At 74.8% G+C, this 12,534-nt stretch carries 11 protein-coding genes and 1 other RNA gene; 7 read left to right on the top strand and 5 right to left on the bottom strand.

The features are described from left to right. The first annotated feature begins 43 nt into the window (after positions 1-43). Together ACSNOG_RS13055 and ACSNOG_RS13050 are read left to right on the top strand one after the other, a co-directional pair. Positions 44-1,312 (top strand): sensor histidine kinase, encoded by a 1,269-nt coding sequence (locus ACSNOG_RS13055; RefSeq protein WP_436752786.1) that lies wholly within the window; start codon positions 44-46, stop codon positions 1,310-1,312. Further along, on the top strand, positions 1,309-1,914 hold the full coding sequence (locus tag ACSNOG_RS13050; protein ID WP_436752785.1) for a response regulator: 606 nt from the start codon (positions 1,309-1,311) through the stop codon (positions 1,912-1,914). Before ACSNOG_RS13055 ends, ACSNOG_RS13050 begins: the two co-directional genes overlap by 4 nt. A gap of 76 nt (positions 1,915-1,990) precedes the next feature. Here ACSNOG_RS13050 and rnpB read toward each other — a convergent pair. Both rnpB and ACSNOG_RS13040 read right to left on the bottom strand, forming a co-directional pair. Continuing rightward, positions 1,991-2,392, bottom strand: an RNA gene (gene rnpB / locus ACSNOG_RS13045) — RNase P RNA component class A. 54 nt (positions 2,393-2,446) lie between these two features. Continuing rightward, the gene (locus tag ACSNOG_RS13040; RefSeq protein ID WP_436752784.1) at positions 2,447-3,910 is read right to left on the bottom strand and encodes an RNB domain-containing ribonuclease; all 1,464 of its coding nucleotides are present in this window, start codon (positions 3,908-3,910) and stop codon (positions 2,447-2,449) included. A 150-nt stretch (positions 3,911-4,060) separates the two neighbouring features. Here ACSNOG_RS13040 and yaaA point away from each other — a divergent pair, with 150 nt between their 5' ends. Then, on the top strand, positions 4,061-4,867 hold the full coding sequence (gene yaaA, locus ACSNOG_RS13035) for a peroxide stress protein YaaA (RefSeq protein ID WP_436752783.1): 807 nt from the start codon (positions 4,061-4,063) through the stop codon (positions 4,865-4,867). A 105-nt stretch (positions 4,868-4,972) separates the two neighbouring features. Continuing rightward, the gene (gene eda, locus ACSNOG_RS13030) at positions 4,973-5,635 is read left to right on the top strand and encodes a bifunctional 4-hydroxy-2-oxoglutarate aldolase/2-dehydro-3-deoxy-phosphogluconate aldolase (protein WP_436752782.1); all 663 of its coding nucleotides are present in this window, start codon (positions 4,973-4,975) and stop codon (positions 5,633-5,635) included. A 295-nt stretch (positions 5,636-5,930) separates the two neighbouring features. On the opposite strand, the gene ACSNOG_RS13025 is transcribed toward eda, so the two are convergent. Next, positions 5,931-6,623: a hypothetical protein gene (locus ACSNOG_RS13025; RefSeq protein ID WP_436752781.1), complete on the bottom strand. Its 693-nt coding sequence runs from the start codon at positions 6,621-6,623 to the stop codon at positions 5,931-5,933. A gap of 156 nt (positions 6,624-6,779) precedes the next feature. Here ACSNOG_RS13025 and ACSNOG_RS13020 point away from each other — a divergent pair, with 156 nt between their 5' ends. From ACSNOG_RS13020 to ACSNOG_RS13010, 3 genes are all read left to right on the top strand, one after another. After that, entirely contained in the window at positions 6,780-8,258 is a 1,479-nt protein-coding gene (locus ACSNOG_RS13020; protein ID WP_436752780.1) for an alkaline phosphatase D family protein, read from the top strand. Between the two features lie 183 nt (positions 8,259-8,441). Beyond that, positions 8,442-9,734 (top strand): multidrug effflux MFS transporter, encoded by a 1,293-nt coding sequence (locus ACSNOG_RS13015; RefSeq protein WP_436752779.1) that lies wholly within the window; start codon positions 8,442-8,444, stop codon positions 9,732-9,734. 54 nt (positions 9,735-9,788) lie between these two features. Continuing rightward, positions 9,789-10,814, top strand: a complete 1,026-nt coding sequence (locus ACSNOG_RS13010) for a small ribosomal subunit Rsm22 family protein (RefSeq protein ID WP_436752778.1) — start codon at positions 9,789-9,791, stop codon at positions 10,812-10,814. Positions 10,815-11,234: 420 nt separating this feature from the next. Here the strand turns inward: ACSNOG_RS13010 and ddaH are convergent, their stop codons facing one another. Together ddaH and ACSNOG_RS13000 are read right to left on the bottom strand one after the other, a co-directional pair. Beyond that, positions 11,235-12,080, bottom strand: a complete 846-nt coding sequence (gene ddaH / locus ACSNOG_RS13005) for a dimethylargininase (RefSeq protein ID WP_436752777.1) — start codon at positions 12,078-12,080, stop codon at positions 11,235-11,237. A 115-nt stretch (positions 12,081-12,195) separates the two neighbouring features. Further along, positions 12,196-12,378 carry a DUF6243 family protein gene (locus tag ACSNOG_RS13000; RefSeq protein ID WP_436752776.1) on the bottom strand — a complete coding sequence of 61 codons (183 nt, stop codon included), beginning with the start codon at positions 12,376-12,378 and terminating at the stop codon, positions 12,196-12,198. Between the last annotated feature and the right edge of the window lie 156 nt (positions 12,379-12,534).

The raw sequence follows: 12,534 nt of genomic DNA, 5'->3' as shown, positions 1-12,534 counted from the left end.
GCATCTGCCCAGCTCACGGGCGCCTTCCCTAGAGTTCTGCACCATGAACGACAGCAAGACCGCGTGCGAGCCCGGGCGCGAAGGCGAGCTCGAGGCCGGGCGCAGGACCGGCCGTGCGGCCGCGTGGACGGCCGCGCGCAAGGCCGGACGGAAGGCCTGGCGCCGGGACGAGGGGGACGTCGAGCGGCACAAGCCACCGGGGAAGTTCGCCTTCCTGCCCTGGCTGTTCATGCTCACCGGCGACGTGCAGGACCTGTTCCGGGGCGAGGTGCCCCTGCCCTGGCTCGGCGCGGCGGGCATCGTGGCCTTCGCCGCGCTGTACGCCCTCACGATCTTCACCGGCCTCGACAAGCGGCACAGGACGACCCGCGTGCCGCGCCTCGCACTCGCCGGGCTGGCCGTCGTGACGTACGCGCTGACCCTCGGCTACGGCGGCGACTGGCTGCTGTGCTTCCCGCTGCTGTCGCTGGCCGCCGGCATCGTGCTGCGGCGCGGGCTGACCGAGAGCGGGCGCCGCCTGGGCGTCGTCGTCCTCTCCCTCGCCGGTTCGGCCGGGGTGATCGCGGGCCTGCGCGGCGGCCCCACGGAGTCGCTCACCGTCGCCTACGGGACGCTGCTCTCCGGTTTCGTCACCGCCGCGATCCTCAGCCTCTTCGAGACGGTCGCCCAACTCCGCGCCACCCGCGAGGAACTGGCCCGCAGCGCCGTGGAGCGCGAACGGCTGCGCTTCTCGCGCGACCTGCACGACCTCCTCGGGCACACGATGTCCGTGATCGTCGTCAAGGCGGAGGCCGTGCGCCGGCTCGCCCCGCGCGACCTGGACGCGGCGATCGGGCAGGCCGCCGACATCGAGGCCGTCGGCCGGCAGGCCCTCACCGAGATCCGCGAGGCCGTCACCGGCTACCGCGAGGGCAGCCTCACCACCGAACTCGACCGCGCCCGCTCCCTCCTGGAGGCCTCCGGCATCACCCACGACATCCGCCAGTCCGGGCCCCCGCTGCCCCCGCAGACCGCGGCCCTGCTGGGCTGGGTCGTCCGCGAGGGCGTCACCAACGTCGTCCGGCACAGTGGCGCGGGCCGCTGCACGGTCGAAGTGCGCGGCGAGACCGACCAGGTGCGCCTGGAGATCACCGACAACGGGCGCGGCGTAGGCTCGGAACGGGCCACGCCGGGCACGGGCCTGAAGGGGCTGACGGAGCGCATGGCCGCCGCCGGCGGCCACCTGACCGCCGGCCCGGACGGGCGCAGGGGCTTCCGGCTCGTGGCCGAACTGCCCGTCGACTCGGAGTCCGAGGAGGACCACCGCTCATGATCAAGCTGCTCCTCGCCGAGGACCAGGGAATGATGCGCGGCGCGCTCGCGCTGCTCCTCGGGCTGGAGGAGGACATAGAGATCGTCGCCCAGGTCGGCGACGGCGACGAGATCGTCCCCAAGGCCCTGGAGACGAAGCCCGACGTCGCGCTCCTCGACATCGAACTGCCCGGCCGCAGCGGCCTGGACGCGGCCGCGGACCTGCGCGCCCGGATGCCCGGCTGCCGGGTGCTGATCCTCACCACCTTCGGCCGGCCCGGCTACCTGCGCCGCGCGATGGAGGCCGGAGCGTCCGGCTTCCTCGTCAAGGACGGCCCGGTGGAGGACCTGGCCGCGGCGATCCGGCGCGTCCTGGCCGGGGAGCGCGTCATCGACCCGGCCCTGGCCGCCGCCGCCCTCAGCGCCGGCCCCAACCCCCTCACCCAGCGCGAACGCGACGTCCTCGCGGCCGCGGTCGACGGGGCGACGGTGGCCGACATCGCGGCGAAGGTCCACCTGTCGCCCGCGACGGTCCGCAACTACCTGTCGGCGGCCATCGGCAAGACCCAGACCCGCAACCGCATGGAGGCCGTCCGCGCGGCCCGGCAGAATGGCTGGCTGTGACCCCCTCGCCGAACGGACCGAGCCCCTCTCCACCCGCGCGACGGCGGGCGGAGAGGGGCTCGTGCAAGCCGGGCGGCGGACGAGTCGGCCTGTACGCCGGGTTCTGTCTCCCGGGGGCCTCGCGGCCCTCGGGGAGGCGGTCATCCATCTAGGCCTGCCGTTGCCGGCAGGCTCGTGCGGTCTACCCGCGGACTCGGGCGGGCAGCCCTCGATCGTCCGCGCAGGACCGCCGTGAAGCGGCCCCTCTTGACCTTGCTCCGGGTGGGGTTTACCTAGCCGCCTGGGTCACCCCAGGCGCTGGTGGTCTCTTACACCACCGTTTCACCCTTACCGGAAGCCTTGCGGCCCCCGGCGGTCTGTTTTCTGTGGCACTGTCCCGCGGGTCACCCCGGGTGGGCGTTACCCACCACCCTGCCGTGTGGAGCCCGGACGTTCCTCGGGGGATCCGAAGACCCCACGCGACCGCCCGGCCGGCTCGTCCGCCGTGCCGACCATGCTACCTGGCGGGGGCTGCCACGATCGCCGCCAGGCCCTAGGCCGGGGCGAACCACACCTTGTCGCGGCCGGGGTCCGCCTCGATGACGCGGACCCGCATGCGGTGGCCGAGGGCGAGCGGCGGGCCGTCGCCGTCGCCCTCGACGTGGCCGATGACCGCGGGCTCGTAGAGGTGGACCGTGCCGGCGGTCGGGCGGTCCTCCTGGACGTCCACCACGTAGGCGTCGAAGACCTGGCCGATGCGGTCGCGCAGGAGGGCCGCCTCGATCAGGTCCACGCACTCCCGTTCCACCTGGCCGGCGCGGCGCGCGCCCGCCTCCATCTCGCCGGGGAGGGCGTCGAGCGCGGCGCGCACCCACTCGGGCGGGTCGGTGCCCGCGACCGCGGCGAGGCACAGCTCGCCGGTGTAGCGGTCGACCAGGCGGCGCAGGGGGGCGGTGCAGTGGGCGTACGGGGCGGCGAGGGCGGCGTGGCCGGGGTCCGCCGGGGCCGGGCGCTGCGCGGGCCGTTCGCGGTCGAAGACGGCGTAGCCCGCGCCGCGCAGGAGCGCCGTGCACTCCTGCAGGAACGCCGCGTGCTGGGTATGGGAGGGGTCGAGCGCGCGGATCACGACCGCGTACGGCATGCCGTCCGGCCAGGTGACGCCGAGGGCGCGCGCCACGCGCCGCAGCCGCTCGACGGCCCGCTCGGGCGCGGCGGGCAGGGTGCGCAGGATGCCGGTGCCCGCGCGCAGCATCAGGTCGGCCGCGACCATGCCGGTCATCAGGGATATTTGGGCGTTCCAGCCGTCCGCGGGCAGGGGCGTGCGGTAGGCGAGCGCGTAGTGGCTGCCGCGGTGCACGACCTCCTGCTCGGGGACGTTGAGCGAGACCCCGCCCCGGGCGCGCTCCAGGGCCTCGCGCCGCATCCCGATCTCGCGCAGCAGGGCCAGGGGCTCCTCGGCCCTGCCGGAGTCCACGGCGGCCTGGACGGCCGCGTAGTCGAGCCGGGCCCGGCTGCGCACGAGCGCGCGCCGCAGGTCCGCCGTCTCCACGCGGCCGTCCGCGTCGAGGTCGAAGCGCCACAGCAGCGCGGGCCGGCTGTGGTCGGGGAGCAGGCTCGCGGCGCCCTCGCCGAGGACGTCCGGGTGGAGGGGGACGCGCCCGTCGGGGTAGTAGAGGGTCATGACGCGGCGGTGCGCCTCGGCGTCCAGGGCCTGGCCGGGGCGGACGAAGGCGGCGACGTCGGCGATCGCGTAGTGCACGCGAAAGCCCCCGCCGTGGCGCCGCCGCAGGTGCATGGCCTGGTCGAGGTCCTTCGCGCCGGGCGGGTCGATCGTGAACAGCGGCAGGTCGGTCGCGTCGTGCGCCGGGAGGCGGGGGTGCCGCGCGGCCTGCTCGGCCTCCGCGAGGGCGTCGGCGGGGAACTGCTCGGTCACCCCGGTGTCCTCGCGCAGCCGGCGCAGCGCGGCCCGCAGGGGACTGCCGTCCGCGTCGGTCACGTGCATCTTGCGGCGGGGCATGGGACGAGCGTATTTCCGGTGCGGGCGCGGGGCACGGCGAGCGTGGCGGGCGGCGTTAGGCTCGTCGGGGCGCGCGTGCGGCCGTCCGGTCCGGTCGTGCCGTCCGCCCCCGCGTCCTTACCGATGTCCGTACCGATGGGAGAAGACACCGTGCTCGTGCTGTTGCCGCCGTCCGAGGGGAAGGCCGCCGCCGTCGGTTCCGGCGCCGGGGCCGCGCTGGAGGTCGGTGCGCTGTCGCTGCCGGGGCTGGCCGGGGCGCGGGAGACCGTGCTGGCCGAGCTGGTGGAGCTGTGCGCGGGCGACGAGGACAAGGCCGCGGAGGTGCTGGGCCTCTCGCCGGGGCTGCGGGGCGAGATCGCGAAGAACGCGGCGCTGCGGACGGCGGGCACCCGCCCCGCGGGCGAGGTCTACACGGGCGTCCTCTACGACGCGCTCGGCCTGGCCTCGCTGGACGCGGCGGCGCGGGTACGGGCGGAGCGCTCGCTGCTGGTCTTCTCGGGGCTGTGGGGCGCGGTCCGCGTGGGTGACGCGATCCCGTCGTACCGCTGCTCGATGGGCGTGAAGCTGCCGGGCCTGGGCGCGCTGGGCGCCTACTGGCGCGGGATCATGGACGAGCACCTGCCGCAGGAGGCGGGCGAGGGGATGGTGCTCGACCTCCGCTCGGCCGCGTACGCCGCCGCGTGGAAGCCCAAGGGCGCGCTCGCGGAGCGGACGGCGACCGTCCGGGTGCTGCAGTCGAAGATCGTGGACGGGGTCGAGAAGCGGTCCGTCGTGAGCCACTTCAACAAGGCCACCAAGGGCCGGCTGGTCCGGGACCTGCTGACGGCGGGCGCTAAGCCGCAGGGGCCCGCGGAGCTCGCGGAGGCGCTGCGCGGCCTCGGGTACGCGGTGGAGGGCGAGGCGCCCGCGAAGGGCGGGAAGCCGTGGGCGCTGGACGTGGTGGTGACCGAGCTCTGAGGCGGCGGGGCGCCCGGCGCCCGTCACCGACGGCCCTCCCGGCCCCTCGTTGCACATAGTGCAACGATCGTTGCGTTAAGTGGCGGGGGCGCGCAGGATGGCCGTGTGACCGCCGCCGCGCCCGTCCCGGCGCCCGCCTCCGTCCTTGGCCTCGCCGCCCCCGTCCTCCCCGTGGCCGTCCTCGACGACGCGTCCGACGCCGTGCCCCTCGCCCGCGCGCTCGTCGCGGGCGGGCTGCCGGCGATCGAGGTGACGCTGCGCACGGACGCGGCGCTCGATGCCATACGGGCCGTCGCCGCGGAGGTTCCCGAGGCGGTCGTGGGCGCGGGAACCGTCCTGTCCCCGGTCCTGGCGGACGCGGCGGCCCGCGCCGGGGCCCGCTTCCTGGTCAGCCCCGGCTGGACGGACCCGCTGCTCGCCGCCCTGCGGGAGACGGGGCTGCCGTTCCTGCCGGGCGTCTCGACCGTCTCGGAGGTCATGGCCCTGCTGGAGCGCGGGGTGAGCGAGATGAAGTTCTTCCCCGCGCAGGCCGCGGGCGGCGCGCCGTACCTCCGCTCGCTGGCCTCCCCGCTCCCCGGCGCCCGCTTCTGCCCCACCGGCGGCATCGCCCCCGAAACGGCCCCGGCCTACCTCGCCCTGCCGAACGTCACGTGCGTGGGCGGCTCCTGGATGCTCCCCCCGGCCGCCCTGGCCCACCGCGACTGGCCCCGCGTCACCGAACTGGCCCGCCGGGCAGCGGAGCTGGGGCGCGCCGCGCCCGCTGCCTGACGGATCGGCCGCCGCTGTAACGCCCGCTGTCCGCCGCCGGCGATGGCTCGCAGCGCCGCGCAGTGGGCGGTGAATGCCGCCCGGCCCGCGTCGGTCAGGGCGAGCCACGTGCGCGGCCGCTTGCCCGTGCCGGCGACCGAGCCCGCGCCGGCCGACCGGTTGCCGGTTCGCCCATATGCCGAGGGTCGTCATCGCCGCCGCCCGGAGCACGGCGAAGGTGATCGCGCTCGCCGGTCCGTCGATTTCGGCAAGTACTTTCCGGCCTGCCTCCGGCGGGGTACGCCCCCCGCCGCCGCTACGAGCCGAACGTGAAGTTGGAGTGGTTCGTGGCCAGTTGCCTGCCGTCCGGGCCGTAGGCCGTGACCTGCAGCTGCCAGCGCACCGTCGGGGTCGGGACGAGGAAGGTCGGGTGCCAGTCCGTGCTGTCCCAGCCCAGGACCGGGGAGCCGATGACGCTGTCGGCGCTCATGCTCTGCTTGGTGACGTCGTTGTAGGTGTGCCACCTGATGGAGGCCGTCCTGCCCTTGAGGCCGGTGAAGGTCACGTTCACCTGGACCTTGGTGACGGTCGGGGTGACCGCGCCCTGCGTGAGGACGCTGACCACCCGTGCGGACACGGCGGGCGCGGAGGATGCCGGGGTCCGCGAGGGCGTGACCGTCGGAGGCCGCGTGGCCGGGTTGCCGGAGCCGGACGAGCTCCCCGTGCCGCCCGTGCTGCCCGATCCGCCCGAGGCGCCGGAGCCCCCCGAGCCCCCCGATCCGCCCGACGTCGCCGGCCCCGGCGGGCTCGTCGCCGGCGGGGGAGCGGTCGTCGGGTCGCGCCCGCCCGCCTCGTCCGCCTCGAAGGGGCCCGCCTTGAACAGCACCGGAAGGACCGCCGCGAGCACCACGGCCAGGCCTGCGGTCACCCAGTACTTCCACACGTGGGACCAGAAGCGGTTCTCGGGCGGTTGTGGTTGCGGTTGTGGCGGATCTCCGTCGTGGCTCACCGCGCCACCTCCCCCGTGGTGTCCGGCCTCGCCTCCTGGGACGGTACACCCGGAACGAGCCGTTCGGGCGGGTACGGACCCGGTGGCGGGGAACTGCCCGCGAAGGCCGTGACGCCCCTCTTCACAGCCGCCCCAACCGCGCGCAATCTGAACGGCATGACCCCCCTCTCCGAAAACCCCTTCACCCTCGGAGTGGCCTCCGGCGACCCCCTGCCGGACTCCGTCGTGCTGTGGACCCGGCTCGCCCCCCGGCCCCACGAGCCGGGCAACGGCCTGCCCGCCGAGGGCGGCATCGCCGTCCAGTGGGAGCTCTCCGAGGACGACACGTTCCGCCGCGTCGTGCGGAGCGGCACGGCCGCCGCACCGGCCGCCGACGGCCACACCGTGCACCTGGACCTGTGCGGCCTCGACCCCGGCCGCACCTACTGGTACCGCTTCCGCGCCGACCGGTGGATCAGCCCCGTGGGCCGCACCCGCACCGCGCCCCGGGCGGACGCGGCCGTCGCCGCCGCCCGCTTCGGCCTGATCTCGTGCCAGCAGTACGACGAGGGCTACTACACCGCCCTCGGCCACCTCGCGCGCGAGGACCTCGACGCGGTGTTCTTCGTCGGCGACTACATCTACGAGAACGCCATCGACGCCCGCGCGGGCGCCCGCAACTACACGGAACCCCTGCCGGAGTTCTACAACCACTGGACGTACACCCTGGAGGACTACCGCCAGCGGTACGCGCTCTACAAGACCGACGCCGAGCTCCAGGCCGCCCACGCCGCCCACCCCTGGTACGTCACCTGGGACGACCACGAGGTCGAGAACAACTACGCGGGCGACGTCTCCCAGCACGACGACCCCGTCGACCGCTTCCGCGCCCGCCGCGCCGCCGCCTACCGCGCCTACTGGGAGAACATGCCGTTGCGCAGCCCCCAGCGCCCCACCGGCCCGGACCTGCGCCTCTACCGGCGCTTCGCGTACGGCCGCCTCGCGCAGTTCGACCTCCTCGACACCCGCCAGTACCGCTCCGACCAGGCCTACGGGGACGGCTGGCACACCCCCGGGCCCGAGTCGCAGGACGAGGCCCGCACGATCACCGGTGAGGCGCAGGAGAGCTGGCTCCTCGACGGCTTCCACGCCTCCACCGCCACCTGGAACGTCGTCGCCCAGCAGGTGTGCTTCTCCCAGCGCAAGGAGTCCCCCGGCGACTCCTCCCGGGTCAGCATGGACACCTGGGACGGCTACCCGGCCTCGCGCGCCCGCGTCCTGGCCGGCGCCCGCGAGGCGGGGATCCGCAACCTCCTGGTCCTCACCGGCGACGACCACACCCACTGCGCGTACGACGTGAAGGCGGACTTCGAGGACCCGGACTCCGCGACGCTCGGCGTGGAGTTCCTCGGCACCTCCGTCTCCAGCGGCTTCGACGGGCAGGAGCGCCCGGACGACTGGCGGGCGGCGATGGAGGCGAACCCGCACCTGAAGTACTACGACGCCCGCCGCGGGTACGTCGTCGTCTCGCTCGACCCGGAGCGCGTGCGGGGGGACTTCCGGACGGTGTCCGGGGTCACCGCGCCGGGGGCGCCGGTCTCGACGGCCGCGTCGTTCGTATCGGAAGCGGGGGCTCCGGGGCTGCGCGAGGCGTGAGGGCCGGTGGCGCCGTCCGCACGGACGGGGGAGCGGACGGGGGAGCGGACGGCGTACCGGAACCAGTGCATCCCGTCACACCCGCCCCCCGAATAACGTGTAAGGCCCACCTATGGGCCGTGGTCATGACACCATGGTTGAACAGAAGACGACCACGGACCCACCGAGCACGGAGCGCGACGCATGACGGACCCCGGCCAGAACACGGCCGAGCAGCACCCCGCCCGCCCTGCCGAACGCCACCCCGCGGGCCCCGGCACGCCCGGGACCCGCGCCGCCCGCACCACGAGCCTGATCGTCACCCTCGTCCTCGGCGGCCTGACCGCGCTGCCACCGCTCTCCATGGACATGTACCTCCCGGCCCTGCCGGAGGTCACCGACGCGCTGCACAGCCCCGCCGCCACCGTCCAGCTCACGCTCACCGCCTGCCTGCTGGGCATGGCCCTCGGCCAGCTCGTCGTCGGCCCCATGAGCGACAAGTGGGGGCGCCGCCGCCCCCTCCTCGCCGGCATGGCCGTCTACGTCGTGGCCACCGCCGCCTGCGCCCTCGCCCCCAACGCCGGACTGCTCACCGGCTTCCGCCTCGTACAGGGCCTCGCCGGCGCCGCCGGCATCGTCATCGCCCGCGCCGTCGTGCGCGACCTCTACGACGGCGTGGCCATGGCCCGCTTCTTCTCCACCCTCATGCTGATCTCCGGCGTGGCCCCCGTCGTCGCACCGCTCATCGGGGGCCAGATCCTGCGCCTGACCGACTGGCGCGGCGTCTTCGTCGTCCTCACCGCCGTCGGCCTGCTGCTCACCCTCGCCGTGTGGCGCTTCCTCCACGAGACCCTCCCGCCGGAGCGGCGCCAGGCCGGCGGCCTCGGCGCGACCCTGCGCACGATGGGCGCCCTCCTCGCCGACCGGGTCTTCACCGGCTACATGCTCGCGGGCGGCTTCGCCTTCGCCGCGCTCTTCGCCTACATCTCCGCGTCGCCCTTCGTCGTCCAGGACATCTACGGGGCCTCCCCGCAGACCTTCAGCCTGCTCTTCGGACTCAACTCGATCGGCCTCGTGCTGGTCGGCCAGATCAACGGCAAGCTGCTCGTCGGCCGCGTGAGCCTCGACAAGGCCCTCGGCGTCGGCCTCACCGTGATCGCCCTCGCCGCCGTCGCCCTGCTGCTCATGGCCTCCGGCGCCTTCGGCAAGGCGGGCCTCGCGCCCATCGCGGGCGGGCTGTTCGTCCTGATGTCCGCCATGGGCCTCGCCATGCCCAACACCAACGCCCAGGCCCTGATGCGCTCCCGCGACGCCGCGGGCTCCGCCTCGGCGCTGCTGGGCACCTCCACGTTCCTGCTGGGCGCGCTCGCCTCGCCGCTCGTGGGCATCGCGGGGGAGGGCACGGCGGTGCCGATGGCCGCGGTGCAGCTGGGGTGCGCGCTCGCGGCGGCGGCGTGCTTCCTGGGCCTGTGCCGGCCCTGGCAGAAGCGCGGCTGAGCCTGCCGCCGGTGCCGGGCCTGCCGTCCGCCGCGGCCGCTTAGACTTTTCCGAATGCACGCCCCCCATTCCCCCCGGTCCGGCGACGAACTGCGCACCGCGCTCGCCGGGCTCCTCGACGGTCTGCCGCCGCGCAAGGCCGCGCAGGCCGTCGACCGGCTGATCGCCAGCTACCGGGGGCTGACCCCCACCGACGCCCCCGTGCTGCGCGACCGCTCCGACGTGGCCGCGTACGCCGCCTACCGCATGCCGGCCACGTTCGAGGCCGTGCGGTCCGCGCTGGAGGCGTTCCGGGACCGGCTGCCGTCCTTCGTGCCCGCCTCGCACGTGGACGTGGGCGGCGGCACGGGCGCGGCGACGTGGGCCGTGGCCTCCGCCTGGGAGGGCGAGAGCCGGGAGACGACGGTCCTGGACTGGGCCGCGCCCGCCCTCGCGCTCGGTGCCGAGCTCGCCGGGGAGGCCTCCGAGCCGGCCCTGCGCGCGGCCCGCTGGGAGCGGGGGATCATCGGCGACGGCCTGCGGGTGCCGCAGGACACGGACCTCGTCACCGTCTCGTACGTGCTGAAGGAGCTGACCGACGCCGCGCGCGCCGCGGTCGTGGCCGAGGCCGCCCGCGCCGCGCGGGCGGTCGTGATCGTCGAGCCGGGCACGCCCGACGGCTACCTGCGGATCATCGAGGCGCGGGACCGGATGATCGCGGCCGGGTTCCGCGTCGTGGCGCCCTGCCCGCACAGCGCGGCGTGCCCGATCGAGCCGGGCGCGGACTGGTGCCACTTCTCGGCCCGGGTCAGCCGCTCCTCGCTGCACCGGCAGGTCAAGGGCGGCTCGCTGCCCTACGAGGACGAGAAGTTCTCGTACGTGGCGGCCGTGCGGGGTGACCTGCCGGAGGCGCCCGCGCCCGCGGCCGCGCCCGCGCGCATCGTCCGCAAGCCGCAGATCCGCAAGGGCCAGGTCCTCCTCGAACTCTGCACGCCCGAGGACGGCCTCACCCGCGAAACGGTCACCAAACGCCACGGCAACGCGTACAAGCACGCGCGGGACGCGACCTGGGGCGACGCCTGGCCTCCGGCCGGGCCCTGACGATCGCGTCGCCGGACACCCGCCGAGGCACGGCGATACCCTCTTCCGCCGGACCCTCGCCGCGGCGGTCACCCGCCGCGGCGGCGGCCTTTGGGGGAGGGCCCTCGCCGGAGGCCGGCAGCGCCCTCCCTTCCGCCGCCGCGGCGAGCAACCCCGCCGCACCGTCCCGGCGGTGCCAGGCTCGCCCGCTGCGGCTGTGTGCAGAGCCTGCCGCGGCAGCGGCCTCGCTTCCGCCGCCGCGGCGAGCAACCCGGACGCACCGGCCCGGCGGTGCCGGACTCGCCCGCTGCGGCTCTGCTCAGAGCCCGCCGCTGCGGCAGGTTCGTTTTCCGCCGCCGCGGCGCATGCCCCCGACGCACCGCCCCGGCGGGGCCCCGCAGCGCAAAGGCATGCCCGCCGGACCGGTCGGCCCCGGTGCTGTCAGCACGCAGGAGCTGCGCCCCGCAGCTCCTGCGTGCAACATTTCACGCTGCCGCCCCCCTTCAGCAGCTCGCCCAGGTCCATCCCGATCGGCTCGTACCCGCGTGCGCGCAGTGGTGCGAAGAGGCCCACCGCCGCTTGCGGCAGCAGGACGTGCCGGCCGTCGCACACGGCGTTGAGGCCGAGGGCCGCCGCGTCTTCCTCGGTCGCGATGAGCGCGTCGGGGAAGAGCCGTCTCAGCACTGCGCGGCTGCCCGCCGAGAACGCGCCGGGGTAGTACATGATCTCGCTGTCGGTGGTGTCGTCGAGGACGCACAACGCCGTGTCGAGGTGGTAGTAGCGGGGGTCGACGAGGTCGAGGCCGATCACCGGCCGGCCGAAGAACTCCTGCGCCTCGGGGTGGGAGAGCGGGCTGCTGCGGAAGCCGCGTCCGGCGAGCAGCCAGGAGGCGGTGACGGCGAAGTCGCCCTCGCCTTCGTTGATGTGCTCGGGTTCGAGCACGTCGGTGTAGCCCCGGTCCCGGAACCAGGCCGCGTGCACGGCGGCCTCGGCGGCTCGTTCGGGGTGGGCGAAGCGCGCGCCGAGCACCCGGCCGTCGACGACGGTCGCGCCGTTGGCGGCGAAGACCATGTCGGGGAGTCCGGGGCGGGGTTCGAGCTCCTCGACGGTGTGCCCGAGTGACAGGTAGCGGTCCCTGAGGTCTTCCCACTGCGCGAGGGCGAGCGGCAGGTCGACCGGTTTGGCCGGGTCCATCCAGGGGTTGATGGAGTAGGTGACCCTGAAGTGGGTCGGGGGGCACATCAGATAGCGCCGCGGAGTGGCCGCGCGTGGGGCTGTACTACGCAAGGAGTGCTCCTCACGGTGGTGTTGGGCACGCACGCAGTCGTCGTGCGTGCCCAAATCGTCCACGCTCCACGGGCTTTGGCGCATGAACCGTACGGGTGGTTTACCGCTGGCTCACTCACGCGCCGGTGGTTCCGCTTCGCCCTTCCCGCAACTTGCGCAGCAGCTCCCTCTTCTGTGTCACCGCATCGGCCCCGCCGCCCGCGCGCCCGCCCCGGTTGCCACCGCGCAGGGCGTTGCGGGAGAGGTTGCTGCGGGTGCCGCCGACGCCGAGCATGCCGCCTGATCCGCTTCGGGTCATGGGGTTCTCCCTTCCTTGAGCGAGACGCTCCGTCTCGCTTCGACTTCCGGGATTCAACAACGAGACGTCTCGTCTTGTCAAGACGATACGTCTCGCTTCATGCGCCGTTAGGATGCCGCCATGACCGACGTCCCGACCCCGCCCCCGGCCCGGCCC

Source organism: Streptomyces sp. URMC 124 (assembly GCF_051386455.1).
Lineage (GTDB): Bacteria > Actinomycetota > Actinomycetes > Streptomycetales > Streptomycetaceae > Streptomyces.
The sequence above is the reverse complement of the archived record's forward strand: the minus strand, read 5'-3'. Positions and strand labels throughout refer to the sequence as shown.

Coding starts and splice junctions, on each gene's coding strand:
- ACSNOG_RS13055 (WP_436752786.1), top strand. CDS start 44: ATGAACGACAGCAAGACCGCGTGCGAGCCCGGGCGCGAAGGCGAGCTC.
- ACSNOG_RS13050 (WP_436752785.1), top strand. CDS start 1,309: ATGATCAAGCTGCTCCTCGCCGAGGACCAGGGAATGATGCGCGGCGCG.
- ACSNOG_RS13040 (WP_436752784.1), bottom strand. CDS start 3,910: ATGCCCCGCCGCAAGATGCACGTGACCGACGCGGACGGCAGTCCCCTG.
- ACSNOG_RS13020 (WP_436752780.1), top strand. CDS start 6,780: ATGACCCCCCTCTCCGAAAACCCCTTCACCCTCGGAGTGGCCTCCGGC.
- ACSNOG_RS13015 (WP_436752779.1), top strand. CDS start 8,442: ATGACGGACCCCGGCCAGAACACGGCCGAGCAGCACCCCGCCCGCCCT.
- ACSNOG_RS13010 (WP_436752778.1), top strand. CDS start 9,789: ATGCACGCCCCCCATTCCCCCCGGTCCGGCGACGAACTGCGCACCGCG.
- ACSNOG_RS13000 (WP_436752776.1), bottom strand. CDS start 12,378: ATGACCCGAAGCGGATCAGGCGGCATGCTCGGCGTCGGCGGCACCCGC.